Annotated in this window: 25 protein-coding genes; 6 read left to right on the forward strand and 19 right to left on the reverse strand. The window is 71.1% G+C overall.

The window, feature by feature from the left end; translation table 11 throughout:
• Positions 1–122 precede the first annotated feature (122 nt).
• From Q0R63_RS21095 to map, 3 genes are read left to right on the forward strand one after another with little or no spacing between them, the layout of a single operon-like run.
• A complete protein-coding gene (locus Q0R63_RS21095; RefSeq protein WP_295701850.1) occupies positions 123–410 on the forward strand; it encodes a hypothetical protein in 288 nt (95 codons plus the stop codon).
• 20 nt (positions 411–430) lie between these two features.
• Complete coding sequence (locus tag Q0R63_RS21100) at positions 431–835, forward strand: TIGR03618 family F420-dependent PPOX class oxidoreductase (protein ID WP_295701852.1); 405 nt, start codon at positions 431–433, stop codon at positions 833–835.
• Positions 835–1,602, forward strand: a complete 768-nt coding sequence (gene map / locus Q0R63_RS21105) for a type I methionyl aminopeptidase (RefSeq protein WP_295701854.1) — start codon at positions 835–837, stop codon at positions 1,600–1,602. The genes Q0R63_RS21100 and map overlap by 1 nt, the downstream gene beginning before the upstream one ends.
• Positions 1,603–1,819: 217 nt before the next feature.
• Here map and Q0R63_RS21110 read toward each other — a convergent pair whose 3' ends face one another.
• The 5 genes from Q0R63_RS21110 to Q0R63_RS21130 form a co-directional block, all read right to left on the reverse strand.
• Positions 1,820–2,245 (reverse strand): TA system VapC family ribonuclease toxin, encoded by a 426-nt coding sequence (locus Q0R63_RS21110; RefSeq protein WP_295701904.1) that lies wholly within the window; start codon positions 2,243–2,245, stop codon positions 1,820–1,822.
• 13 nt (positions 2,246–2,258) lie between these two features.
• Positions 2,259–2,480 (reverse strand): CopG family transcriptional regulator, encoded by a 222-nt coding sequence (locus Q0R63_RS21115; protein WP_295701856.1) that lies wholly within the window; start codon positions 2,478–2,480, stop codon positions 2,259–2,261.
• An 81-nt stretch (positions 2,481–2,561) separates the two neighbouring features.
• Positions 2,562–5,957, reverse strand: coding sequence for a DEAD/DEAH box helicase (locus Q0R63_RS21120; RefSeq protein WP_295701858.1), 3,396 nt, complete (start codon positions 5,955–5,957; stop codon positions 2,562–2,564).
• A 210-nt stretch (positions 5,958–6,167) separates the two neighbouring features.
• Positions 6,168–6,374, reverse strand: a complete 207-nt coding sequence (locus Q0R63_RS21125) for a hypothetical protein (protein WP_295701860.1) — start codon at positions 6,372–6,374, stop codon at positions 6,168–6,170.
• 41 nt (positions 6,375–6,415) lie between these two features.
• Positions 6,416–7,210, reverse strand: a complete 795-nt coding sequence (locus tag Q0R63_RS21130; protein ID WP_295701862.1) for a DUF4241 domain-containing protein — start codon at positions 7,208–7,210, stop codon at positions 6,416–6,418.
• A 228-nt stretch (positions 7,211–7,438) separates the two neighbouring features.
• On the opposite strand from Q0R63_RS21130, the gene Q0R63_RS21135 reads away from it, so the two are divergent.
• A complete protein-coding gene (locus Q0R63_RS21135) occupies positions 7,439–8,554 on the forward strand; it encodes an acyl-CoA desaturase (protein ID WP_295701864.1) in 1,116 nt (371 codons plus the stop codon).
• 397 nt (positions 8,555–8,951) lie between these two features.
• Here the strand turns inward: Q0R63_RS21135 and nagB are convergent, their stop codons facing one another.
• Positions 8,952–9,737, reverse strand: coding sequence for a glucosamine-6-phosphate deaminase (nagB, locus tag Q0R63_RS21140; protein ID WP_295701866.1), 786 nt, complete (start codon positions 9,735–9,737; stop codon positions 8,952–8,954).
• Positions 9,738–9,845: 108 nt separating this feature from the next.
• Entirely contained in the window at positions 9,846–10,553 is a 708-nt protein-coding gene (locus Q0R63_RS21145) for a maleylpyruvate isomerase family mycothiol-dependent enzyme (RefSeq protein ID WP_295701868.1), read from the reverse strand.
• A gap of 122 nt (positions 10,554–10,675) precedes the next feature.
• Here Q0R63_RS21145 and Q0R63_RS21150 point away from each other — a divergent pair, with 122 nt between their 5' ends.
• Positions 10,676–11,833: a serine hydrolase domain-containing protein gene (locus Q0R63_RS21150; protein WP_295701870.1), complete on the forward strand. Its 1,158-nt coding sequence runs from the start codon at positions 10,676–10,678 to the stop codon at positions 11,831–11,833.
• Between the two features lie 16 nt (positions 11,834–11,849).
• Here Q0R63_RS21150 and Q0R63_RS21155 read toward each other — a convergent pair whose 3' ends face one another.
• Both Q0R63_RS21155 and Q0R63_RS21160 read right to left on the reverse strand, forming a co-directional pair.
• A complete protein-coding gene (locus tag Q0R63_RS21155; RefSeq protein WP_295701871.1) occupies positions 11,850–12,233 on the reverse strand; it encodes a type II toxin-antitoxin system VapC family toxin in 384 nt (127 codons plus the stop codon).
• 3 nt (positions 12,234–12,236) lie between these two features.
• Entirely contained in the window at positions 12,237–12,488 is a 252-nt protein-coding gene (locus tag Q0R63_RS21160) for a type II toxin-antitoxin system VapB family antitoxin (protein WP_295701873.1), read from the reverse strand.
• 119 nt (positions 12,489–12,607) lie between these two features.
• Between Q0R63_RS21160 and Q0R63_RS21165 the strand changes: the two genes are divergently transcribed.
• Positions 12,608–12,964 (forward strand): UBP-type zinc finger domain-containing protein, encoded by a 357-nt coding sequence (locus tag Q0R63_RS21165; RefSeq protein ID WP_295701875.1) that lies wholly within the window; start codon positions 12,608–12,610, stop codon positions 12,962–12,964.
• A 27-nt stretch (positions 12,965–12,991) separates the two neighbouring features.
• On the opposite strand, the gene Q0R63_RS21170 is transcribed toward Q0R63_RS21165, so the two are convergent.
• From Q0R63_RS21170 to Q0R63_RS21215, 10 genes are all read right to left on the reverse strand, one after another.
• Positions 12,992–13,768, reverse strand: coding sequence for an SDR family oxidoreductase (locus Q0R63_RS21170; protein WP_295701877.1), 777 nt, complete (start codon positions 13,766–13,768; stop codon positions 12,992–12,994).
• 44 nt (positions 13,769–13,812) lie between these two features.
• Positions 13,813–14,580, reverse strand: coding sequence for an alpha/beta fold hydrolase (locus Q0R63_RS21175; RefSeq protein ID WP_295701879.1), 768 nt, complete (start codon positions 14,578–14,580; stop codon positions 13,813–13,815).
• Between the two features lie 100 nt (positions 14,581–14,680).
• Positions 14,681–14,884: a hypothetical protein gene (locus tag Q0R63_RS21180; RefSeq protein WP_295701881.1), complete on the reverse strand. Its 204-nt coding sequence runs from the start codon at positions 14,882–14,884 to the stop codon at positions 14,681–14,683.
• A 251-nt stretch (positions 14,885–15,135) separates the two neighbouring features.
• A complete protein-coding gene (locus Q0R63_RS21185; RefSeq protein WP_295701882.1) occupies positions 15,136–15,330 on the reverse strand; it encodes a hypothetical protein in 195 nt (64 codons plus the stop codon).
• 240 nt (positions 15,331–15,570) lie between these two features.
• Complete coding sequence (locus Q0R63_RS21190) at positions 15,571–16,293, reverse strand: hypothetical protein (protein ID WP_295701883.1); 723 nt, start codon at positions 16,291–16,293, stop codon at positions 15,571–15,573.
• Positions 16,290–17,564 (reverse strand): hypothetical protein, encoded by a 1,275-nt coding sequence (locus Q0R63_RS21195; RefSeq protein WP_295701884.1) that lies wholly within the window; start codon positions 17,562–17,564, stop codon positions 16,290–16,292. Before Q0R63_RS21195 ends, Q0R63_RS21190 begins: the two co-directional genes overlap by 4 nt.
• Positions 17,565–17,659: 95 nt before the next feature.
• Positions 17,660–19,564, reverse strand: coding sequence for a pyruvate kinase (locus tag Q0R63_RS21200; RefSeq protein WP_295701886.1), 1,905 nt, complete (start codon positions 19,562–19,564; stop codon positions 17,660–17,662).
• Complete coding sequence (locus tag Q0R63_RS21205) at positions 19,564–20,991, reverse strand: glycosyltransferase (protein ID WP_295701888.1); 1,428 nt, start codon at positions 20,989–20,991, stop codon at positions 19,564–19,566. The genes Q0R63_RS21200 and Q0R63_RS21205 overlap by 1 nt, the downstream gene beginning before the upstream one ends.
• Positions 20,992–21,151: 160 nt before the next feature.
• On the reverse strand, positions 21,152–21,913 hold the full coding sequence (locus Q0R63_RS21210; protein WP_295701889.1) for an SDR family NAD(P)-dependent oxidoreductase: 762 nt from the start codon (positions 21,911–21,913) through the stop codon (positions 21,152–21,154).
• Between the two features lie 32 nt (positions 21,914–21,945).
• Complete coding sequence (locus Q0R63_RS21215) at positions 21,946–23,130, reverse strand: DUF6544 family protein (protein ID WP_295701891.1); 1,185 nt, start codon at positions 23,128–23,130, stop codon at positions 21,946–21,948.
• Positions 23,131–23,216: the final 86 nt, after the last annotated feature.

Raw genomic sequence — 23,216 nt, forward strand, 5'->3', positions numbered from 1 at the left:
CCGTAGGGCTCGCGCTCGGTGAGGAAGAGTCGCCCCTCCTCGTCGCGATTGCCGGCGGTGAACGAGTGCCGAGAGCCGGCAACGGGAGCCATCACGACACCTGCCTACGCAAACTCTCACTGGTGACGCGCGTGTCGAGGATCTCCTCGAAGCTGACCGTCGCGATCCGGGACTACCGCGCCCGCCGAGGGATGCTGCCGAGCGAGCCGCCGTCCGACCCGACCGGCCTGTCCTACTGGGCGGCCCGGGCGCTCGACCTCGCGCCGGCCGACGCGCAGCTGCTCCTCGCCAGCGTCGACACGGCCACCCGTCTCGGCGTGGCGCTACGGATGGTGCAGCGGGAGACCGCCCTCGAGGCCAGCCTCGGGGTGATGGGCACCTTGCCCGGGGGGCCACCGAGCCTCAACTGAGCATGGGCGAGACTGGCGTGGTGCCGCACACCGCTCCCCGACTCGACCCTCGCCACCTCCCTCCTGACGCCGTCACGTTCCTCACCGAGCGGCACCTCGCGACGATGACGACCTTGCGCCCCGACGGTTCGCCGCACGTCGTCGCCATCGCCTTCACCTTCGACCCGGCGACGGGCATCGCGCGGGTCATCACCAACGGCACCAGCCGCAAGGTGCGCAACCTCGAGGGCGGCGGGCCGGTCGTGCTCTGCCAGGTCGAGGGACGCCGGTGGCTGAGCCTGGAGGGTCGGGCGGTCGTCGAGCGCGACCCGGAGGTCGTCGCCGACGCCGTGACCCGGTATGCCGCGCGCTACCGGCAGCCGTCGGTCAACCCCGCCCGGGTCGCCGTGCTCGTCGACGTCACCCGGGTCCTGGGAAACCTCTGATGATCGAGCTGCTCACGCCCACCCAGGTCGAGGAGATGCGGCCCGCCGGCCGGTTCGTCGCCTCGGTGCTGACCAGGCTCGCCGAGGTGGCGGACGTCGGCGTCGACCTGCTCGAGCTCGACGCTCTGGCGCACGCGATGATCCGGGAGCGGGGCGCGACCTCGTGCTACATCGACTACCACCCCTCCTTCGGCGCCATGCCGTTCGGCAAGGTGCTCTGCACCTCGGTCAACGACGCGGTCCTTCACGGCCTGCCCCACCGCTACCGGCTGCGGGACGGCGACCTCGTCAGCCTGGACTTCGCCTGCTCGGTGGACGGGTGGGTGTGCGACTCGGCCGTGAGCGTGGTCGTCGGGACGCCGCGGCCGGACGACCTGGCGCTGATCGCGACCGCGCAGGAGGCGCTCGACGCGGCGATCGCGGTCGCCCGGCCGGGGAACAAGGTCGGCGACCTCTCCGCGGCGATCGGGGCGGTGGCCCGCGGTCACGGCCTCTCGGTCAACCTGCAGTTCGGCGGCCACGGGGTCGGGCGCACGATGCACGGCGACCCGCACGTGGCCAACGACGGTCGTCCCGGTCGGGGCTACAAGCTGCAGCCGGGTCTCGTCATCGCGATCGAGCCGTGGTTCCTCGGGTCGACCGACGAGATCGTGTTCGACCCCGACGGGTGGACGATCCGCAGCGCGGACGGCTCCCGGGGGGCGCACGTGGAGCACACGATCGCGATCACCGAGGGCGACCCGATCGTGATGACGGCGAGGGGCTGAGCGAGTCGGGGGGCCGTTGACCAGCCAAAGAATCACCCCTCATGGGCCCCCAGAGGTAATTCTTTGGCTGGTCGCGTCCACCGCGACCAGTCGCAGCACCGGCGACTCGTCACGGTGAGTGCCGGTCGACCAGGGTGCCGATCGCTGGTGTCCGCAAAGAACCCGTCAGCTGCCCGGTTTTGAACGGCGCCCTGGCCGGCTGAACCCGCTCCCGGCGTCAGGCGAAGGGGTTGTCCCACGCGACACCGCGGAAGCGACCGAAGTCGGTGTCGGCGCTGACCACGGGCACGCCGTACTGAATCGCGAGTGCGGCTAGCTGCGCGTCGGGGACGAGGTTGCCGGTGACGCCGTGTGTCTTGATGAGGTCGCGGAGGATCACCCAGGTCGTGGTCGTGACGTCGGGGAGCCAGCTCGTCGGCGCTGCGAGCCAGTCCTCCACGAATCCGGCGGCCGCGTCTCCGGTGAGCGGGGCGCTCATGATCCGGGGATGGGTCGAGATGCGCAGGAAGGCCGAGAGGCTCTGCCACGGAAGGCCGATCCGCACGTTGCCGTTGAGGTGACGCTCGAGGAACGCCTTCGCCGTCAGGTGGTGCGCGGCGCTCTCGTCGACGGCGCAGAGGAGCACATTGGCGTCGAGGATTATTCGTCGTCGACGATCACTCGTCGTCCAGGATCTCGAGCACGTCGCCGATGTTGGTGACGTCGACGCGGGCGCCGACGGAGGCGGTGCGCTGCCGGAACGGCGTGGGGACCTCGGGCTGGTTCAGGCCGCGCCGGGCCAGGAGGACAAGGGCCTCACTGGTGCCCAGACCCTGCTCCCGCCGGAGACGCGCCAGCTCGGCTTCGATGTCGGGGGTGAGATTGACTGTGGTGCGCACCACTACACCGTACGGCATCACTGATGCGCAACACACGACATCAATGATGTCGATGAGCTGCCCGGGTAGTCACGCCCGGGCTCAGTCCGGGAGCAGCAGCCCGCGGATGTCGTCGGCCGTCATCGTGCCGCTCTGGAGCGCGCCGCCGTCGATGACCTGCCCGAAGAGCTCGCGCTTCCGGTTCTGCAGCGCCACGACCTTCTCCTCGATCGTGTCGGCCGACACCAGGCGATAGACCATGACGTGCTTGTCCTGGCCGATCCGGTGGGTGCGGTCGATGGCCTGGGCCTCGGCGGCGGGGTTCCACCAGGGGTCGAGCAGGAAGACGTAGTCGGCCTCGGTGAGGTTGAGGCCGAAGCCGCCCGCCTTGAGACTGATCAGGAAGAGCGGGGCGGCTCCGTCGCGGAAGGTCGAGATCGCCGCGGCCCGGTCACGGGTGGAGCCGTCGAGGTAGGCGTGGTCGATGCCCGCCGCGCCCAGCCGGGTGCGCAGCCGGGCGAGGAAGGAGGTGAACTGGCTGAAGACCAGCACCCGGTGCCCCTCGGCGATGATCGGCTCCACCATCTCCAGGAGCGTGTCGAGCTTGGCCGAGCCGACCTGCTCGTGCTCGGGGTCGATCAGAGCCGGGTCGAGGCTCAGCTGCCGCAGCCGGGTGAGGGAGCGGAAGATCGCGATCCGGTTGTGGTCGGCATCGGCGAGCAGCCCGAGCAGCTTCTGGCGCTCGCGCTGCAGGTGGGTGTCGTAGATCCGGCGGTGCTTCGGAGAAAGCGTGACCTCGATGATCTGCTCCTGCTTCGGCGGCAGCTCGGTCGCCACCGTCTCCTTCCGGCGGCGCAGGACCACCGGGCGGATCCGGCGGCGCAGGATCTCGAGCCGCTCCGGCGCGGCGCCGCTCTCGATCGGCCGTCGGTAGAGCTCGCTGAAGCGCGTCGGGCTGGGGAACAGCCCGGGCGCGACGATCGACAGGAGCGACCACAGCTCCATGAGGTTGTTCTCCATCGGTGTCCCGGTGATCGCGAGCTTGACCCGGGCCGGCAGCCGTCGCGCGCACTGGTGCACGAGCGACTGGTGGTTCTTGGCGAACTGCGCCTCGTCGAGGACGAGCGCCGTCCACGACATCTCCCGGAAGCCGGGAGCATCGAGTCTGAACACGGCATACGAGGTGAGGACGAGGTCGGCTCCCGCCACTGCGGCGGCGACCGACGTGCCCCGCTTGCGGCTGGTCGCGCCGAGGGTGACCACCCGCAGGTCGGGGCAGAAGCGCGCCACCTCGCCCTCCCAGGTCGTCAGGACACTCGTCGGTGCGACCACGAGCACCGGTGTGGCAGAGGGGTCCTCAGCGCGGACGTCGAGGATCATCGCCAGGGTCTGGAGGGTCTTGCCGAGCCCCATGTCGTCGGCGAGGATGCCGCCCAGCCCGGCCCGGCGCAGGCGGGTCAACCACTCGAAGCCCTCCACCTGGTAGGGCCGGAGGGTGGCCCGCAGGCCCGCGGGCACGACGGGGGTCGGGAGGCCGTCGCGTCCGCCGAGGGCGGCGACCGACGTCGACCACCGCTCGCTCTGCTCGGCGACGACGCCCAGCTCGACGAGCTCGGCCCAGAGGTCGGCCTGGTAGGGCGTGAGCCGGATGGGGGCATCCGGGTCGTCCTGAATCGCCCGGGCCTCCTCGAGCAGCCGCCGCAGTTCCTCCAGCTCGGGCGTGTCGGTGCGGAACCAGGTGCCGCTGTCGAGGATGACGTGCCCCTCGCCGTGGGTCAGCGCCGTGAGCAGCGTCGCGAGCGGCACCTTCTGGTCGCCCACGGTGACGTCCACGCCGAGGTCGAACCAGTCGGTGCCGCCCGCTCCGACGCCGGCTGCAGGGCGGCCTGGGTCGGTCACCGTGAGACGCACGACCGGTGCCTCTTCGGCCTGGGCGTAGTCGAGCCGCTCCCCCTCGACGACCACCGTGATGTCAGGGTCGTCCTCGAGGGCGGGGAGGACGTCGTCGAGGAAGTGCAGCATCGAGAGCCCGGTCAGGCGCACGACCGGGACGAGTCGGGGGCGGCCGCCCGTCACGATGCGGGAGCCCGGCAGCCGCGTCATCACCTCGGGCCCGACGAGCAGCTCGCGCTCCACGGCCGGGTCGCGCGGCACGCCGGCCGAGCCGACGGCGTCGGGCGGCACGATCGCCGTCTGCTCGCCGAGGTGGTATCGCAGGTGCCACGACAGGACGAGTCGGTGGCCGGGAAGGTGGGTCACGGTCAGCCCCAGCGTCGGCGCCACCGGCTCGGGGAAGTCGATGCTGCCGTCCGACGAGACGAGGGTGACCTGACGGCGCAGCCCGGGGGCGTGGGTCGCGAGGAACCGGTCGACGTCGTGGGCGGGGATGCGGACGTTGCCGAGGGCGAGGAAGCGCGCCTGGTTGCGGTCGAGCGGCGGGTCGAGGCGGGCGAGGAGCAGATCGGCCCCGTCGACGGCGAACGCGCCGAAGGGTGGGTCCCCGATGAGCACCGGGGGAGGGGCGCCGTCGGCGACGACCTCCTCGATCTCGGGCGGATGGGCCAGCAGCGGTGTCAGTCGGGCGTCCCCCGTCGCCGGGTCCCGTTGCACGTCGAGGACGAACCCGATGCTCCCCTCGATGAGGTGCACCTCGCCGTGGTCGGCGACGTCGGCGACCAGGGGTATGCCGCGTTGCACCAGCTCGGACAGCGTCGCCCACCAACCCGGCCCGAGGTCGTCGACGTGGATCTTGTCGGAGGCACCGATGTAGTACTTCCGGTTCCTCCGTTGGTAGGTCTGGGCGAGGTCGGTGAGCAGCCGCCGCTCGTCGGGGTCGAGCTGGGCGCGGTTGGTCCGGTCGTGCTCGATGTTGGTCCACGTGACGACGTTGCGCACCCAGGCCTGCTTGCCGCGCGCGAGCGGCCGCAGCTGTAAGCGCTGGCGGCTCCCCGGCCCGGCCACCGGCTCGATGAGCAGTGCGACACGGGTATGCCGCGGCGCCTCCTCCTCCTGCGGCGCCAGGCCCGCGACCACCTGCTCCCAGTCGGGTTCGGGCAACGCCTCCCAGCCGGCGCCCCTCAGCCGGCCTGTGGGTGCGCTCGTGACGGCCGCGCGCCCGGTGTCGGTGGTTGCCGCGGCTTCGGACGCGGCGGCCAGCCCCGGCACGCTCCCACCGAGCCGGGCCCGGGCCGCGGCGACGAGGGCCACCGTGTGCTTGCAGTGCTGCGTCATCGGGCAGGTGCAGGTGCTGTGCCAGTAGGTCAGGTCGGTCGTGTCGTCGGGCTCGAGCCACACGGTGGTGCGGTAGTCCTGCCCACGGCTGCCGTGGACCACGCCCGTGAGCTTGGCCCCGTCGGCGCTCGGCGTCACGACGACGACGTGACCGCGCTTGGCGTAGATCAGCCCCCGGGCCAGGGTCGCCGGCCCGGCGATCGACTCGAGGTCGTCGTCGTCGAGGTCGATGAGGGCGTCGGCGACGACCGGATGACTGAAGTCCACGACACCTCCTGTTGCTACGCGTGCGGTCGTCTCATCGGGACCGACGACACCCCAATGCTAGGCACTGTGGCCGACACCCGTCCGCCGTCATCCACAGGGTCGGTCGCGGGACAACCCCATGGACTAACGGTGCACCACTTGACTCCGAGTCGACCAGGTTGACTCCCCGTGCACGGGGAGTGGAGCGGCTCGACGCTGAGTCGAGTGGGGTCAGGTCGGCCGGTTGCCGACGCCGCGCTTGCCGAGGCCGCGCCACCCGAGGACGGCACCGACGATGACGACGATCGGCCCGATGATCGCCCACAAGGTCTTGCCGCTCATGGCGCTGCCGCCGACGTAGTTCAGTCCCTGCAGTGTCCACAGCGCGCCGATGAGGACCAGCAGGACCCCGATCGCGATCAACATGGGTCGTCTCATGAATCCATCATGCGCCATGACCCCTGTGCACGCCCCGGGCGTCAGCGCCGGCCGAGCAGCCGTGTCCAGAACCCGCCGCGACCGGGTGAGGGCGCCGCGGTCTCGAGCTCGTCCTCGGGTGAGGCGAAGGGGTCGTTCAGCACCATGAGGTCGACCATCGCCACGGCCACGGACCCGTCGGCGGCCAGCCCGAGCCAGGTGGGGTAGACCCCGTCGCCCCAGCCGCTCGAGAACACCGCGACCGGGAGGGCGCCGGGCCTGGGCGCCACGACGCCGGCGTCGAGGTCCGACTCGAAGACCGTCACCGACAGGGGGTCCTCGAGCATCCCCTCATCGTCGTCCAGCACCTCGGCGACGTCGGGCATGGCCAACGGGCTGGCGAGACAACCGGTACCGGCGTCCACGCCGAACCCGGTGTACTCCCCGGCCTTCGTCGGCAGCACCTCCTCGCCGACCCGGCCCATCGACCAGCTCGACACCGGCCCTGGCCCCGTCGCGAGGACCACCGCCATGACACGCCAGTGGTCGTCGGTGATCCGCGTCCGCGCGAGGTATGCCGGGTGCTTGCCCCTGGGCAGCAGCGTCCGGAAGGGCGCGGCACCGGCGCCCCCGACGTAGGGGTCGCACGCGACGAGGCGGCCGTCGGGCAGCGGCACGGTCCCGATCTCGTCCACCGCCACCTCGTGGCGTTCGTGGCTCGTGGAGGTCCGATCCGCCACCGTCCCGGCGAGCAGGCCGGCATACAGCCAAGTGGGGTGCTGCTGCTGCCACTCTCGCGCGGACCTCGCGACCGGTCCCGGAGCGACCGTGCACGTGGGGAGGGAAGTGTCCGTCATGTCCCGCACGGTAGCCATCGCCTGCGTCCTCAGGGGTCGGAGGATGCTGACGATCTGATTGCAGTTGGGTGTGGGCCGGACATCGGCACGGGCCGACACGCGCGTCACCCTCCCGGGCGGTAGCGCGGGCCGCTCCGTCCGTGGTCCACTCTGTGCACCAGCATGCCGCGCCCGAGACCCCGGCCCATGCGACCGTCGCGCAGGACCACGCGGGAAGAAGGTGTAACGGTGGCTTCACAGCCAACGGCAATGACGATGGAGGACGGCGGCGAGGACCGCCGACCCCGCGCCCGGACGCGGGCCCGGGACCACGTCAGCACGTATGCCGTGCTGCTCCAGCAGATGCGCGACCACGGCCTCATGCGCCGGCGGCTGGGCTTCTACTGGGTCTACGCCGCCATCCTGTTCGGTTCGCTGGGGCTGCTCGGAGTGGCGTTCGCGCTGCTCGGCGACTCGTGGCTGCAGCTGCTGGTGGCGACCGGTCTGGCGGTCATCTTCGCGCAGTTCGGCTTCCTCGGGCACGACGCGGCGCACCGGCAGATCTTCGCCTCCTCGCGCTGGAACGTCTGGAGCGCCCGCATCATCTCGACGCTCTTCATCGGCCTCAGCCACGGCTGGTGGGTGCACAAGCACAACAAGCACCACAACAGCCCCAACCAGCTGGACACCGACCCCGACATCGCCCCGGGCGTGCTCGCCTTCACGCCTGAGCTGGCGACCGCCCGCGCAGCCATCCCCGGTTTCGCCGGCTGGTTCACCCGGCACCAGGGCTGGTTCTTCTTCCCCCTGCTGATGCTCGAGGGCCTCGCCCTCCACGTCGCCGGCATCCGCACCCTGATCGAGCGCCGTGACCTCCCCCACCGCCTCCTCGAGGCGGTCCTGCTGACGGTCCGCCTGGTCGGCTACGTCGCAGTCCTCTTCGTCTTCCTGCCGCCGTCCAAGGCGGTCGCCTTCCTCGGCCTCCAGCTGGCGGTCTTCGGCGTGCTCCTCGGCGGCTCGTTCGCGCCGAACCACAAGGGGATGCCGATCGTGCCGCGCGGGATGCGGCTCGACTTCGTGCAGCGCCAGGTGGTGATGTCCCGCAACATCCGGGGGAGCTGGTTCGTCGACTCGGCGATGGGCGGGCTGAACTACCAGATCGAGCACCACCTGTTCCCGAGCATGGCGCGGCCGAACCTGAAGCGCGCCAAGCCGCTCGTCGAGGCCTTCTGCCGGGAGCACGGCATCACCTACACCGAGGTCAGCCTGCCCGCGTCCTACGGCATCGTCGTGCGCTACCTCAACACCGTCGGCCTGTCCGAGCGCGATCCCTTCGCCTGCCCGCTGATGGCCGACCTGCGCTGAGTTTCCGGCGGCGCTGAGTTTCCGGCGGCGCTGAGTTTCCGGCGGCGCTGAGGTCCGGCGGCGCTGAGGTCCGGCGGCGCTGAGGTCTGGCGGTGCTGAGGTCTGGCGGTGCTGAGGTCCGGCTCGGCTGTCGTCGCCGGACGGCTCTGCCAAAGGTCACCTTTCGCGTCAGGGGTCGGGACGGTCGCGCCTCTTGGCGCGAGTGGTCACCTTCGGTCGGATTGAGGGGGTCGGAACGACCTGACGTGACCTCTCGATCCCTCGCGGACAGGGATGCTCGCGACAGGGCACCTTTGGCGCCGGGTATGCCGCGCGCCCCAGGCATGCCGCGCCCGCCCCGAGTTCGTGGTACCGCCCAGGTATGCCGCGCGCCCCAGGTGAGAGCCGCCATCCCGGCTCAGAAGGCCTGCCAGTCCGGCTTCGCCTCGTAGGTCTCCGTGTAGTAGCCCGCCAGCTGCAGCCGGGAGGCCGCACTCTGGTCGACGACGACCGTCGCGTGCGGGTGCATCTGCAGGATCGTCGCCGGCCACATCGCCGAGATCGACCCCTCCACGAGGTGGTGGACCGCCTCGGCCTTGTGTCGACCGGTGGCGACCAGCACGATGTGCCGGGCCTCCATGATGGTCCCGATGCCCTGCGTCAGGCAGTGCCGCGGGACCGCCTCGACATCGCCCCCGAAGAAACGCGCGTTGTCACGCCGGGTCTGGCTGGTCAGGGTCTTGATCCGGGTGCGGGAGGCCAGTGACGAGCCGGGCTCGTTGAAGGCGATGTGCCCGTCGGTCCCGACCCCGAGGATCTGCAGGTCAACCCCTCCCGCGGCGCGGATCGCCTCCTCGTATGCCGCGCACGCCCCGCGCAGGTCGCTCGCCGCGCCGTCCGGGCCATGGACCCGACCGCTGTCGATGTCGACGCGGGCGACGAGCTCGCGCTCGATGACGGTGCGATAGCGCTCGGCGTGGTCGGCCGCCAGCCCGACGTACTCGTCGAGCATGAAGGCGCTGGCCTGCGCCAGGCTCAAGGTGCCGGCATCGACCCGCCGACCGAGGTCGGCATAGATCGCCAGCGGGCTCGAGCCGGTTGCGACGCCGAGGACGGCAGCGGGCTTCGCGGCATACAACCGCTCGATCGCCTCGGCCGCGATCGTGCCGGTCGCCTCGGCGCTGTCGGTGATGATGACCTCCACGCGGTCATTGTGTCGGTCCGACGTGTCGAGCACCGATCGAGAGGTCAGAACTGGTCGATTGCAGCCGCTCCCCACGACCGTTGGTGACCTCTCGACGAAGGGGCCGCCCTACGAACCCTCGCCGGCCAGCGGTTCCTCCGGGAGGTCACCGAGCAGGGCGAAGGCCTCGAGATAAGGGCCCACGTCGCCCCGGGTCGCCCAGCCCCGCAGCTGGTCCGCCGTGCGACGGCTGGTCAGGGCGCGCGAGAGATCGAAGCCGGAGGCCCGCACCACGACCCGCGCCCCGGTGGCACCGTCGTCCGCGGTGTCTCCGTGGGACACCCAGACCCATCCGGAGTCTGTCGGTCCGTCGTTCTGCACGAGCGCGATCGGCGGCAAGCCGTTGATGGTGCGGCCGAAGCGTGCCGCCATCCGGTCTCGGACGATGGCAATACCCTTGCTGTCACGCCCTCCTGGCAGCCCGAGCGCGCCCCGCAGGTCCTGCTCGTGGATGACGATGTCGTTGAGGGGTCGGCTGTCGTGCTCGCGCATCAACGCCATCAGGGGGCGGGCGACCTCGGCCCACTCGGCCAGGAGCTCGTCCGCCCCGTGGTCGCGGCGCGCAGTCACGTGGGCCGCGGTCCAGGCCGGGTCGTGGTCCTCCGGCTCGTTGCCGGCGAGGACGTCGGCGCCCAGACCGACCATGTGCGAGAGGAGGTCGCGCACGCTCCAGTCCGGGCAGGCCGGCACCGTGGTCGCGAGCCGCTCGTCGTCGAGGTCGGCCACCACGAGCCGCACGCGGTCGTAGGCGGCCTGCCACTGGTTCACGGGGTCCATGCCCCGAGCCAAGCACACGCCCGGTCCGTATGCCGGGTGAGCGGCCCCGGGTGCGGCGAGCCCGATGACTTTCGGCGCGGACCGCAGCCACCATCAGGACCACCGCTCGGGAAGCGAACGTCATGACCGCACTCCTCGACCTCCTCCAGCCGCACGTCGACTCCGGCGCCGTGCCCGGGGCCGTCGCCCTCCTGACCCACGACGCCGACGCCGACGCTGGCGCCAGGGTCGAGGTCGAGGTCGTCGGGAGCCAGGACGCCGAAGGCACCACGCCGATGACCCGCGACTCCATCTTCCGGATCGCCTCGATCACCAAGCCGATCACCGCTGCGACGGTGATGATGCTGGTCGAGGACGGGCTGCTCGGGCTCGACGACCCGGTCGACACCTGGCTGCCCGAGCTCACCTCCCCGATGATGTTGCGCACTCCCGACGGCCCGCTCGACGACCTCGTCCCCGCGGCGCGGGCGATCACGGTCCGCGACCTGCTGGAGTCGCGGGCCGGGTGGGGCTTCCCCGACGCCTTCGACTGGCCGGCGGTGCAGGCGCTGTTGGCCGTCCAGCCCGTTGGCCGCGAGGTGGCGGCATACCCCGCGCATGTCTGGCTCGAGAAGCTCGCGAAGGTCCCCCTCGTCCACCAGCCCCGCGAGTGCTGGCTCCACAACACGTGTTCCGACCTGCAGGGCGTCCTCGTCGCGCGGGTGACCGGTCAGTCCCTCCCCCAGGTCTTCGCCGAGCGGGTCTTCGAGCCCCTCGGCATGGTCGACACGGGGTTCGTCGTGCCGACCGCAGCCGTCACCCGGCTGACGAGCTCTTACCGCGCCACCGATGTGGGTCTGGAGCTGGTCGACGGCCCGGACGGTCAGTGGGCTCGAACGCCCGAGTTCCCCTCTGGCGCAGGGGGACTCGTCTCCACCGCCGACGACTACCTCGCCTTCAACCGGATGCTGGCGGGGCGAGGAGAGGTCGACGGGATCCGGCTGCTGTCATCCGACGCCGTCCGCCTGATGACGACCGACCACCTCACCCCGGCCCAGCGGGCCGCCAGTCGCCTCTTCCTCGACGGACAGGGCTGGGGTTACGGCGGCTGCGTCGACGTCGACCCCATCGACCCGTGGGTCGTCCCGGGTCGCTACGGCTGGGTCGGCGACACCGGCACCTCGGCCCACCTCGTCCCCGCCACCGGCGACATCGCCATCCTGCTGACCCAGCGCGCCACGGACAGCCCGGTCCCCTCGAGCCTGATGGCCGAGTTCTGGACGTCTGCCGCGGGGGCCTGAGAGGTGAGGGCGGAACTCACAGGACGGAAGCGATGTCGGTCTGGTGGAAATCGTCGCCCTTGAAGAGCAGAGGCTCCCCGCGCACCTGCGCCAAGGCATACGCGAAGCTATCGCCGTATTTCAGCGCCGCCGGGTGACGTCCCTTGCCGAAACGCCGCCACGCGGCGGCGGCCGCGATCGCCTGCGCGTGATCGACGGGGACGATCTCGGCATGCAGGCCGTCGAGGAGCAGAGACAGGTCACGGGTGGCGTCGGGTCCTTGGCGCGACTCGACCACCATGGTGGTCTCGACGAGGGATGCAGCGGACACGGCGACGGATCCGGTCATGGCGCTGAGGAACCGGTTGGCATCGTCCTCTCCGAGGACGACGGCGACGAGGGCTGACGAGTCGACGATCATGCGTCAGCCCGGCAGACCGTCCGCGTCGTAACCCAGGATCTCGTCGTCGGTCCTCCCGTCGAGAGTGGCGCGAGCGCGGCCCCGGAGAATGATGGCGTGGAGCGCATCGGGGTCGGCACGCAGCGTCTGTGCCCGAACGCGCACCAGTCGCTCCTCGATCGCTATCCGGGTGGCTGTGGTGATGGGTTCTCCGGTGAGGTCGGCCAGCTCGCGCGCCGCTCGGTCGGTCGCCGCGTCCTTGATGTTCAGGGCCATAGAGGAAGATTATCATCTTCCTGTCTTCCTCACGATGCTCATGATGGGTCCGTCAGCAACATCGACGTGGTCGGGGGCTCGACCCCCAGAGGCGAAGAACGGGTCCTACAGTCAGCACCATGACCACCGCGGCCGACCTCCCGGACATCGATCCCGCCATCGCCCCGAGCGGGGCCGGCTGCGTGGAGTGCGACGCGGCCGGCGGCTGGTGGGTGCACCTGCGCCGGTGCGCGGCCTGTGGTCACGTCGGCTGCTGCGACAGCTCCCCGAGCCACCACGCGACGAAGCACCACGAGGCCTCGGGGCATCCCGTGATCACCAGCTTCGAGCCCGGCGAGGACTGGTTCTACGACTACCGCACCGACGACATGGCGAACGGTGTGGACCTGGCCCCACCGACGAGCCACCCTCTCGACCAGCCGGTCCCGGGTCCCGCCGGTCGGGTCCCGAGCGACTGGCAGGCCCAGCTCGGCTGACCGGTCCGCGGACCCCCGACGCAGCACCTACTCGATGTGGGACTGCCCCGTCGAGGCCGTCGTCCCCCCGTCCACGACGAGGGTCGAGCCGGTGATGTATGCCGCGTCGGCACTCGCGAGGAACAGCACCGCAGGTGCGACGTCCTCGGGTCGGCCGGGCCGACCAAGGGCCACGCGGTTGTTGACCTTCGCCATCAGGGCGTCGTCGTGCGTCAGGCCCTCCGTCAGCTCCGTGATGGTGAAGGCCGGCGCGACCGCGTTGATCCGGACCCCGCGGCTGCCGTAGTCGAGGGCCAACGACTGGACGAAGTTGAGCACCGCGGCCTTGCTCGCGTTGTACATCGCCTGTCCCCAGTCGCCGCGCATCGCCGAGACCGACGAGGTCACGACGAGGTTGCCGCCGACGCGCTCGAGCTCCGGCAGGGCCTCCCGGGCGAGGTAGACGAAGCCGTCGATGTTGGTGCGACTGATCCGCCGCCACTGCTCGAGCCCCAGGTCGACGAAGTCCCCGCTGGCGTAAGCCGCGGCGTTGCTCACCAGGACGTCGAGGGCGCCGAACCGCTCCACCACGGCACGCACCAGGGCGGCCGCGGCGTCCGGGTCACCGACGTCGGAGGCCACCGCCATCGACCGCTCTCCGGGCTGTCCCTCGAGGGCCGCCAGGAGCTTGTCCTCGGTGCGCCCGGAGATGGTGACGTTGGCCCCGTTGTCCAGGAAGGCGAGTGCGATCGCCTTGCCGATGCCGCTCCCCCCGCCGGTCACGAGGACGCTCTTCCCGCTGAAGTCGTAGCTGTTGTGGGTCATGGCCCCGACAACCTCCGGCTGGTGGCCTTTATGCCGACCGGACCTCAGTCGAGGAAGGCGGCGAGCATCGGGATGAGCAGGTCGTCGCGGGTGCTGGCCGCCATGTGGGTGGTGCCCGGCAGGACCGCGAGCTGGGACCCGGGGATGAGCTCGAGCATCAGGGCCCCGTGCTCGACGGTGACGAAGTCGCGGTCGCCCATGACGATGAGCGTGGGCGCAGTGATGGCGGCGAGCTGCTCGTCGGACCAGCCCCGGAGGTCGGCGGCCGACGCCGAAACCGCGCCGAGCCACTCGTCGAAGTGTTCCGGGTGCGGTGACAGACGGGCATACACCTCCTTCATCGCGACGAAGTCGTCCTGCGTCGGCATGAGGGTCGAGGTCGCCATCTTGGCCGGGTCGCTGAAGTCCTCGTGCATCCCCTCGGGTCGCACGGTCGCCGAGATCGGCACGATGGAGCGCACCCGGTCGGGATGGGACACGGCCAGCTCGAGGGTGACGGCGGCGCCGAAGCTGTGGCCCATCACGTGCGCCCGGTCGATGCCGAGGTGGTCGAGCAGCCCGACGACGTCGGTCGCGAGCACGGCCGGGCTCATCGTCCGATCGGTGTCTGCCGTCCGCCCGTGCCCCTGCATCTCGATCCCGATGACCCGATGACGCGTAGCCAGCTCGGGGATGACGGTCGCCCAGCTGAGGTCGATGGTGAGGATGCCGCCGTGCAGCAGCACCAGGGGCGAGCCATCCTGGGGGCCGTACTCCTCGTAGTACATGTGCAGGCCGTTGACGTCGACGTATCCCGTGCTCGTGGTGTCCATGCTGCTGTTGACCGTCCTTGTCCCGGAAACTCATCGGCCGCGCACGGTAGCGCCCGCAGCAGGGTGATCCTGCCACGCGCCGGTGTCTGTCCGACGGACCTCAGTCCGTCGCGCCCGCACCCCCGAGACCGAGGAGCTCGACGGGGCAGCGAGGTCCGGGCGCGCGAGCCAGTCGGGCATCCGCTGACGGGAGGCTGACGTCCAGGGCCTCGGCCAGGGCGACGTATGCCGCGTCGTCGGCCGTGAGGTTGGTCCGCAGCTCCCAGCACCGAGCGAGGAACGGCAGGTGGGGCGCGGACTGCATCGGCAGGTCGGCCAGATCGTCGAGTGCCTGACCGGCTCGTCGACGGTGAACGCGCCGACGAGGGTGAGTCGGCGCAGCACGGCCGACATGTCATCGCGACTGGTCCAACGCCGTTGAACCTGCCGCAACCCCGTTGGTCGTCGCGGTGGAGGACGTGCGGTCGGCAGGCAGGGCGGCGACCGGCAGGCAATCACGCGAGAGGTCAGCTGCGCACCGCGTCACCAGGGCCGGACGTCCGACGCGCCGCGTCGTCAGTGCAGCCCGCCCCCGGCGACCCAGGCGCTGAGGTCGTCGGCCTTGGGTGCGCCGTGCCAGTCGTCCTTGACGCGTCCGCACCGGGTGCACACGTGGCTGGTGAACCGGCGGTCGTCCGGGTTGTCCTGGACGGAGACGTCGTGGTGGAGGTGCAGCCTGCCGCGCAGCGGCCTCCGCGACATACCGGTCACGGAGGGTGCCGGGAAGCACTCGTGCCGCCACCCGGCAGAGGCCCCGCGACGCTGCCAGGGTGGTGGCGGCCTTCCGGCTGGTCATGTCGGGCCGCCCGCCGCGAGCGGATCGGGACGCAGCAGCAGCGACCGTCGCCGACTGCGCTCGAGCTCGACCCGGGACAGCGCCGCACGGGTGGCGTGAAGTCCCCCCTCGGTGAGGCGGGAAGACCGTGCCGCGGGGCAACTCTGGGAAGGGCTCTACATAGGGCCGTCAACCACGTCAACGGAGGGGCGTCCTCGCCGGGTCGGGATGGCGCGCACCAGGGGAAGCGCGATCGCCACAGCCATCAGCATCAACAGGATCGGCGCGATCGCCGTCCAGCCCAGGAGCGCGAACGGGACCGTCCCGATCAGGACCAGATCCAGAAACGTCGACCGTTGCGTCATCGGCACCCAGGCGACCGCCACGAGGACGGCGCCGCCGAGGCCGCCGACCGCCATCAGCAACGGCCCGGCGCCGGCGGCCATCAGGATCTCCGAGCCGCCGAGCACCGTCAGCAGGCAGCGGGCCCAGTTGTCGCGGATCGCGCGAATACTGTCGTGCGTGTTGTCGATCGTGAGGCTGCCGGCCGCGAAGAGCAGCGGTGCGGGCAGCCACCACCAGAGCCAGCCCACGGTCGTGAAGCAGAGCAGGGCGGTGGCGATGATGATGGCGGCGTATGCCGTGCGATGACCGGTCGAGAGGTTGGCGTCCCGCTGACGGAGCGCGGCGAGCCCGGCGAGCAGGGACAGGACCATGGTCAGCAGCCCGAGGGCGCCGGGCGAGGACTTCGCCCCGGTCCACTCGGGGATGCTGGGTCCGAGGGTGAGCTGGATGAGCCCGGCGACGACGCCGGCGACCGCACCAGCCCCTCCGAGTCGGGCGGCGAGCCGGTGGTTGCGTGTCCGGGCGACGATGTCGGTCCTCCTGGTGCCAGTCATCGGAGCACGTCCGCGAGGGCTCGTCGGGGGCTGGGTCTGGCGTCCTGCGTGGGGTGGCCGACGCGGAACGTGAGCACCGGTTGAGAGCCGATGGGCAGCAGCGCGGCGAAGTGCTGCCCGAAGGTCGACGAGGCGCCCGTGGTCCGTTCCCGGTCGATGCGCTCGGTGATCTGGTTCATCGGCTGCAGAGCGAGACCGCGGTCGGTGGCGGTGAGATGGATGCGCTGCAACAGCCGTCCGGCGGCGAGCTGGGTGAAGCGGTCGCCGGCGTGAGCCGCGGTGATGACCCCGTAAGCGGATGCGGTGCGGGTCTGCACGGTCAGTGTCTGGTCCACCCAGAACGTGTCGCCAGCGGCGCGGGAGTAGGGCGGGAGGAGCTTGCCCAGGCTGAGCATCAGTGGGCTGAGTCCCTGGGCGTCCAGGGTCAGCCCGTCCCGCTTCCGCTGCACGTCGTCGTGGGTGCCGGTGAACCAGGCGAAGCTGTCTCGCGACTGCTGCTCGTCATGGGTCAGCGCCGTTGCCGCGTCGACCAGGAGCTGACCCAGGGACGCCTTCTGGCTCGGCTCGGTGACCCAGTGGACGGAGACCCCGTCGAGGCCCGTGCTGTTGACGAGCGCGGCCAGCTCCGTCGCGGTCAGGGGCTGCCCGGCATACGGGCCACGGTCCGTATGCCGCCGACCGATCGCGTCGTAGAGTCCGGAGGTGGCGGGGAACGTCGGCACCAGGGCGACGTGGGCGACGCGCCCACCCTCCACCCCATCGGGCAGCAGCGTGATGGTGGGCCGCAGTCCGCGCGCGAGGCAGCCGAGGCTGAGGTTCTCGAGGGCGCACCCGAGGCCGATGTGCTGCTCGCGCAGCAGCGGGTCGACGGTGCCGATGGTCCGGGTGGGATCGGCGAGGACGTCGACGGCGGTGTCCGTGACGTGGAAGGTCCACGGCTGGGTGTTGTGGGGGTTGGCGGCCAGGATCGCGCAGGCGACGGCGCCCATCAGCCCCAGGGGTTCCCGCCACTGCTGCCAGGGGTCGTAGGCGTGACCGCCCCCGGGTGAGAGGGCGCCGCTGTCGAAGACGCGACAGCTCAACGCCCCGGTGCCCGCGACGACGACGGTCGCACCGCCGAGGCCGAAGGCCCTGAGGACGTGACGACGGGAGGGACGCGGATCCCTCGTGACCGGCGCTGCAGGGCCGGACGGCCCGGTCGCTGCGGCGGATCGGGTCAGGGGGTGTCGGGGGTGTAGGGGGTGTCGGGTGGGTTCGACGGTCGTGCTCATGACGGCTTCCAGCGTTCTCGGATGGCTCTGCCTGGATGGCTCAAGCCTGCAGCCGGGCGGCTCGGCCGGTCAGGGTCGAACGTCCCCCGGGTGCATCACACCGGAGCCGGCCACGGTGAGCGTGTCAGCCCGTCAGTCAGGTGGTCGGTCGGGTGGTCGGTCGGTCCGTCCATCGGTTGCCGGGCGTCCCACGAGTGGATGTGGCGCATCAGCGTGCGGCTCTTGTACTGGACCTCGCTCATCCGGACGAGGATGTCGTCGAGGGTGCGGATGGCGTCGAGGATGTGGGGACCCTTGTTGAGCATCACGCACTCGGCGCGTTGAGCGGCGGCGGCGTCGGTGATCTCGGCCCGCGAGGGTTGGCCGGTCCGGGCGAGGGTGTCGAGGACCTGGGTGGCCCAGATGGTCGGCACGTGGGCCGCCTCGCAGAGCGCCAGGATCTGGCCGGGGATCTCGGCGAGACGCTCGAAGCCGACCTCGACGGCGAGGTCGCCCCGCGCGATCATCACGCCGAGCCGCGGGTGTCGCATCGCGGTCATCAGGATCGACGGGAGGTTCTCGAACCCCTGGCGCGTCTCGATCTTGAGCAGCAGCCCCAGATCAGCGGCCCCCGCCTGCTGCAGCCGCTCGAGGACGTGGTCGATGTCCGCGGCCGTCCGCACGAAGGAGATCGCGACCAGGTCCGCGTGCGCCGCCACGAACGGCAGACGTGCCTCGTCCTCGGCCGTCAGCGCGGGCACCGGGAGCACCGTCTCGGGAAGGTTGATCCCCTTGGCCGCGCCCAGCTTCTGGCCGCCGGGTTTCGTCCGGGTCACCCGCAGCGTCACCTCACCCGTGTCGACGGAGTCGACCTCGGCGACGATGGTGCCGTCGTCGAACAGGACCGGGTCTCCCGCCCGGAGAGCCGGAATCGCCTCGGGCAGAGCGCAACCGATGCGCGCGACCCCTCCGGGTCCGGGCGGGTCCACCGCCGTCTCGTCTCCCGTGAGGATGAGCGTGTCTCCGGTCGCGAGGGTCAGCCGCCGGGGGATCCGCGGTATGCCGCACGCGAGGACCGCGTCGCCGCGGCAGGAGAGCGACGCGCCGGCGGCCACGTAGGCATTGTGCTGGCCCTCGAGGAGGACGCCCCCCGGGTCGACCGTGGTGACCTCGAACCGGCGTCGCGGCCCGCGGGCATCGGCGACGGAGACCGTGTCTCCGGGTCGGCGCTCGGACAGCCACACGGCCCGGACCTCGACGACCAGGGTCGCCGGCCGGGCCAGTGGTGCCGGGACCGGCGGCGTCGTGCGGGCGCCATTGGCGCAGAGCCAGATTCGCGCGGGGGCGATGACCATACCGGAGTCGTCGCGGGTCACCCGGGCTCTTCCCACCGCCGGGCCGTCCGTGATCTCTCCGGTCCTCAGCTTGGGTCCGGGAAGGTCCATCGAGATGAGCACCTGGCGTCCGGCCGCCTCGGCAGCGGCCCGCACGTGAGCCGCCATCCGCGACCATGCCGCCGGGTCGTCGTGTGCGCAGTTGATGCGGGCGACGTCCATCCCGGCGTCGACCATCCGGGCGACGAGCCGAGGCTCGTCTGCCGCTTCGCTCGGCAGAGTGACCATGATCCGGGTCGGCCGCCCGGCTCGCATCGGTCCGAACAGGTTGCGGGCGTTGGCGTCCAGGATCTCGTCGCCCCTGGCCAGGGCCTGGTCGATCGCGTCGATCGGCCACGGTCCCGGGTCGCCGCTGAGGGCGCCCAGCACGTTGCGGGCGGCGTGGACCTTGGCCGAGACGTCGGCCTCGGTCGTCGCCAGCGACGTGGCGCCGATATCCAGGAGGTCGTTCTGCAGCTGACGTCGGTCATGCCGGCGAAGGGTCGTGTAGTTCACCAGGTTCTCGGCCCCTGCGCGGTGAGTCTCCGCAACGGACGCGATGACCCCGGCATGCTCGTGCTGGGCGCGTGCCAGGTCGTCGAGCAGCGCATCGAGGCGCGTGGTCATGCCCTCCAGGGATGGCGCCATCAGGACAGCCGTCCCGGGCGAGCCGTGGTGAGGCCGGAGGCCGCGGTCGGGACCGCGCCGAGCAGATCCTCGAAGAGGTCGACGAGCTGGATCAGGTGTCGGTCGCCGATGAAGTCGTCCTCGACGCGCTGATGCCCGGCGCGGCCCAGGTGCTCGGCCATCGCGGGGTCGTCGAGCAGCATCTGCAGGCGAGCGGCGAACCCGGGCAGATCGCGCGGATCCGTGAGCAGCAGGCCCTCCCGGCCGTCGACGATCTGTTCCTGGATGCCTCCGACCGCGCTGGCCAGCATCGGACGGCTCTTCCACATGGCCTCGGTCACGGTCAGGCCGAAGCCCTCCTGGAGGCTCTTCTGGACCACCACGGTGGCCCGCCGCTGCAGGGCGTTGACGATGATCGCGTTCTCGTCGACGTCGTCCATCGGGATGCACGCCAGGTGGCACCGGGCACGTACCGGATCCGGGAGCCGTGCCCATGCGGCCCGGCAGGCGGCGAGGACCTGCGCGCCCTCCGGGTCGTCGCTGACCCCGGCGACCGCGGGGCCGGCCAGGATCAGGTGCACGTCCGAGGTGGCCGGCACGATGAAGTCGGCGAAGGCCGACAGCACGCCGGCCATGTCCTTGAGCAGGTCCCATCGACTGACCTGCACGACCAACCGTGCGTCGGCGGGCGGTGGCGGGCCCGACAGCAGATGCGTATGCCGGCGCACGACACCGGTGGTGCCGTCACGGCGGGTGAACTCGAGCGAGGGGCTGGCGTCACGCCCGGCGATCAGCCCGACCTGGCGAAGTACGGTGTCGACCTCGACGTCGTCGAGGTCGCGGTTCTTGGTCGAGAACGGGTCGATCGAGGGCGCGATGGCCCGCACCCGGTCGGAAACGACCCACGTCGGGACGTAGGCCCGGCGGGAGAAGACGAAGGCGTCGGCGTCCTGGAGATAGCCCCGCAGGAAGTCCCAACCCCGCGCGGTTGCGGCAGTGGGGTCGTCCCGCCCGATGTGACACCGCCACACGACGTGCGCTCCGACCGCATGCATCGCCTCGACGAACCCGGCCGTCTGGGGGTCGTGCAGCAGCACGATGTCGCCGGGCCGGACCAGGGTCGTCAGCTCGGCCAGGTTGCCGCGAAGAACCCGCTCGTAGTGTTCGTGCTCGGCAGCGCCCAGGCGATGTCCGTCATCCTCCGCACCGTGGAGGGCGTTGTGGATCCGCTTGGTGATCGCGAAGAACTCCGGGTCTCCGTCCAGCACGAGCCACCGCAGGTCCACCCCGGCCCCGCGACCGTAGGCGAGGAGCGTGTGCAGCATCTCCGCGACACCACCCCCCTCCGCGGTGGCGCTGACGTTCCACACCACGCGGTCGGAGAGCAGGTCACGAGCGTGGGCAGCTTTTTCCTTCAGGCGAAACCACCGTTCGGCAGGGAGGAGCAACGCCAGAACCTCGAGTGGTGCCGCTGGAATGTCGACCTGTTGCACGGCGCCGCCTTCCGACTCGGGCCGTTGTCACGGCGCAGTGTGGTGATGAGCTGTGGTGATGAGCTGTGGTGATGAGCTCAGACCCGGTGGTGATGAGCTCAGTCCCGGCTGACGACTAGCGCGCGAGGTAGCCGCCGTCGATGGGGTAGTAGGTGCCGGTCGCGAAGGACGCACCGTCGCTGGCCAGCCAGGCCACCAGCTCGGCCACCTCCTCGGCCTCGCCGAGGCGCTGCAGGGCGTGCTGGCCCGCCAGCATCTCGAGGGTCGCCTTGTCGAGGTGGTCATCCACGAGCGGGGTGCGGATGAATCCGGGCCCGACGGCGTTGATCCGGATGTGGTCGGCGGCATACTCCCAGGCGGCGACCTGGGTGAGTCCGACGACGCCGTGCTTGGCCGCGGTGTAGGCGCTGGCGGAGGCGAACCCGACCGCGCCGAGGATCGAGGCCATGTTGATGATCGAGCCGCCGCGGCCGCCGTGGCGCATCGCGCGGATCGCCGCGCGCTGGGTGTAGAAGACCCCGTCGAGGTTCACCCCGGTGACCTGGTGCCACTGCTCGTCGGTGTAGTCGGCGCTGGGCGCGGCCGTCCCGCCGATGCCGGCGTTGCAGACGGCGATGTCGACGTGGCCCAGGGTGTCGAGCACGTGCTGCATCGCGAGATCGACCGCAGCCGAGTCGCTGACGTCGACGACCGCACTGTGCGCTCGGTAGTCGTAGGCCTCCAGCTCCTTGATGACCAGCTCGAGGCCGTCCTTGTCGAGGTCCCAGATCGAGATGTCCGCACCTGAACGGGCCAGGGTGTGGGCACACGCCCGACCGATGCCGGAGGCGCCTCCCGTGATGACGGCGACCTTGCCGCCGAGCCCATACGTGTTCATGATGCACGACCTTTCGTTGGCTCCTGAAGTCCTCATGCTGGTTGCCGCAGGAGCACGGCACTAGGGCCGAAGGGCCCGGGCTTGCCGCGTCGCCCGCTGCCCGCGTTGTAGGCGATCTGCTCGAGGTGGAACTCGAGATAGGTGAACGCTCCCTCTGGTGAAGGGGCGTGCCACCGGCCTTCCCCCGCGGTTGCGACTCGGCGGGACTCGACCACGCGGTAGTCCCGGATCGGCGTCGACCACCGTTGGGCGACAAAGGTCCTGCCGTCCCGCGAGGCGCGCAGCCGGTCGTCGGAGACGAAGTCGATCAGCTCGTGCCGCGCGTTGAAGGCCAGCACGGCGGTCACGGTGTGCGGCCCGTTGGTGAAGGTGCCTCGGGCATGGTCGGCGTCGAGGGGCTCCCAGGTGATCCGCGCGTCGATGAGGGCAGCGGGCGCGAGGATGCAGAGGTCGTTGAAGACGGTGACGGTCTCGGCGCGGTCCAGGTCCGGCCCGACGGCGTCGACCATCGGCAGGAGGGAGCAGGCCTTGACGCGCATCGTGGCGACGGCTCCGACGTAGGTGTGCAGGACGTCCACCGGCAGGCCCCACGGGGTGGCGTCCATGATGAACAGTCGGCAGGGTTCGGGCCCGTACGTGTTCACCTGCTCGCCGGTGAAGGTCATCCACGTCGCGTCGGTGCCGGCCCGGATGCGGCCGCGGATGGTGGCCCGGACGCTCTCCACCCGAGGCTGCCCGACGGCGCCGCTGCTCCGGACGTAGGCGGCGACCGGCGCAGGTAGACGGGCCAGGTCGGCCTCGGTCACCACGGCGCCGTTCGGCAGTGCGGAGAGGGCCGTGGTGACGCAGTGGTCGTAGGCGGCGCGGAACCTGACCGGTCCGTGCGCGGCATACCCGTGGATGACCGCGACCAGGAGGACGAGGTTGGCGAGAGAGCCGGCCCTGGCGTCGTCCCACGAGGTGAGGATGACTGCCTGCGACGCCACCACGGCGCCGGCACCGACGATCCACCACCAGCGGACGGCACGGGCCAGCAGCAGCCCGGCGACGACGACCAGGGCGCCGGCGATGAGCCACCCGGCCCCCGGGACGGGGCCGATCGGCTCCGTGAGCTGGCTGACCTCCGCCCAGCCGAATCCCTTGGCGGCACCGAGCAGGTGCAGCAGCCCGTGCGCGACCACGACGACGACGACCAACCACTTCAGCACGCGCCTCATCAGAACTCCTCCAGCCGGGCACCGAGAGGTTGCCCTCTCGTCGACCTCAGGCTGGTCCGGCTGCCGGTGCGTCGGTAGGGCCGAAC

Source organism: Lapillicoccus sp., assembly GCF_025353065.1.
Lineage (GTDB): Bacteria > Actinomycetota > Actinomycetes > Actinomycetales > Dermatophilaceae > Lapillicoccus.

Bases quoted from the DNA above. Each gene is read 5' to 3' on its own strand.
- Q0R63_RS21190 (WP_295701883.1), bottom strand. From the start codon at position 16,293: ATGACTGGCACCAGGAGGACCGACATCGTCGCCCGGACACGCAACCAC.
- Q0R63_RS21175 (WP_295701879.1), bottom strand. From the start codon at position 14,580: ATGGACACCACGAGCACGGGATACGTCGACGTCAACGGCCTGCACATG.
- Q0R63_RS21160 (WP_295701873.1), bottom strand. From the start codon at position 12,488: ATGGCCCTGAACATCAAGGACGCGGCGACCGACCGAGCGGCGCGCGAG.
- Q0R63_RS21180 (WP_295701881.1), bottom strand. From the start codon at position 14,884: ATGCAGTCCGCGCCCCACCTGCCGTTCCTCGCTCGGTGCTGGGAGCTG.
- Q0R63_RS21170 (WP_295701877.1), bottom strand. From the start codon at position 13,768: ATGACCCACAACAGCTACGACTTCAGCGGGAAGAGCGTCCTCGTGACC.
- Q0R63_RS21200 (WP_295701886.1), bottom strand. From the start codon at position 19,564: ATGGCGCCATCCCTGGAGGGCATGACCACGCGCCTCGATGCGCTGCTC.
- Q0R63_RS21210 (WP_295701889.1), bottom strand. From the start codon at position 21,913: ATGAACACGTATGGGCTCGGCGGCAAGGTCGCCGTCATCACGGGAGGC.
- Q0R63_RS21150 (WP_295701870.1), top strand. From the start codon at position 10,676: ATGACCGCACTCCTCGACCTCCTCCAGCCGCACGTCGACTCCGGCGCC.
- Q0R63_RS21130 (WP_295701862.1), bottom strand. From the start codon at position 7,210: ATGACGGACACTTCCCTCCCCACGTGCACGGTCGCTCCGGGACCGGTC.
- Q0R63_RS21215 (WP_295701891.1), bottom strand. From the start codon at position 23,130: ATGAGGCGCGTGCTGAAGTGGTTGGTCGTCGTCGTCGTGGTCGCGCAC.
- map (WP_295701854.1), top strand. From the start codon at position 835: ATGATCGAGCTGCTCACGCCCACCCAGGTCGAGGAGATGCGGCCCGCC.
- Q0R63_RS21125 (WP_295701860.1), bottom strand. From the start codon at position 6,374: ATGAGACGACCCATGTTGATCGCGATCGGGGTCCTGCTGGTCCTCATC.
- Q0R63_RS21145 (WP_295701868.1), bottom strand. From the start codon at position 10,553: ATGGACCCCGTGAACCAGTGGCAGGCCGCCTACGACCGCGTGCGGCTC.
- Q0R63_RS21155 (WP_295701871.1), bottom strand. From the start codon at position 12,233: ATGATCGTCGACTCGTCAGCCCTCGTCGCCGTCGTCCTCGGAGAGGAC.
- Q0R63_RS21165 (WP_295701875.1), top strand. From the start codon at position 12,608: ATGACCACCGCGGCCGACCTCCCGGACATCGATCCCGCCATCGCCCCG.
- Q0R63_RS21195 (WP_295701884.1), bottom strand. From the start codon at position 17,564: ATGAGCACGACCGTCGAACCCACCCGACACCCCCTACACCCCCGACAC.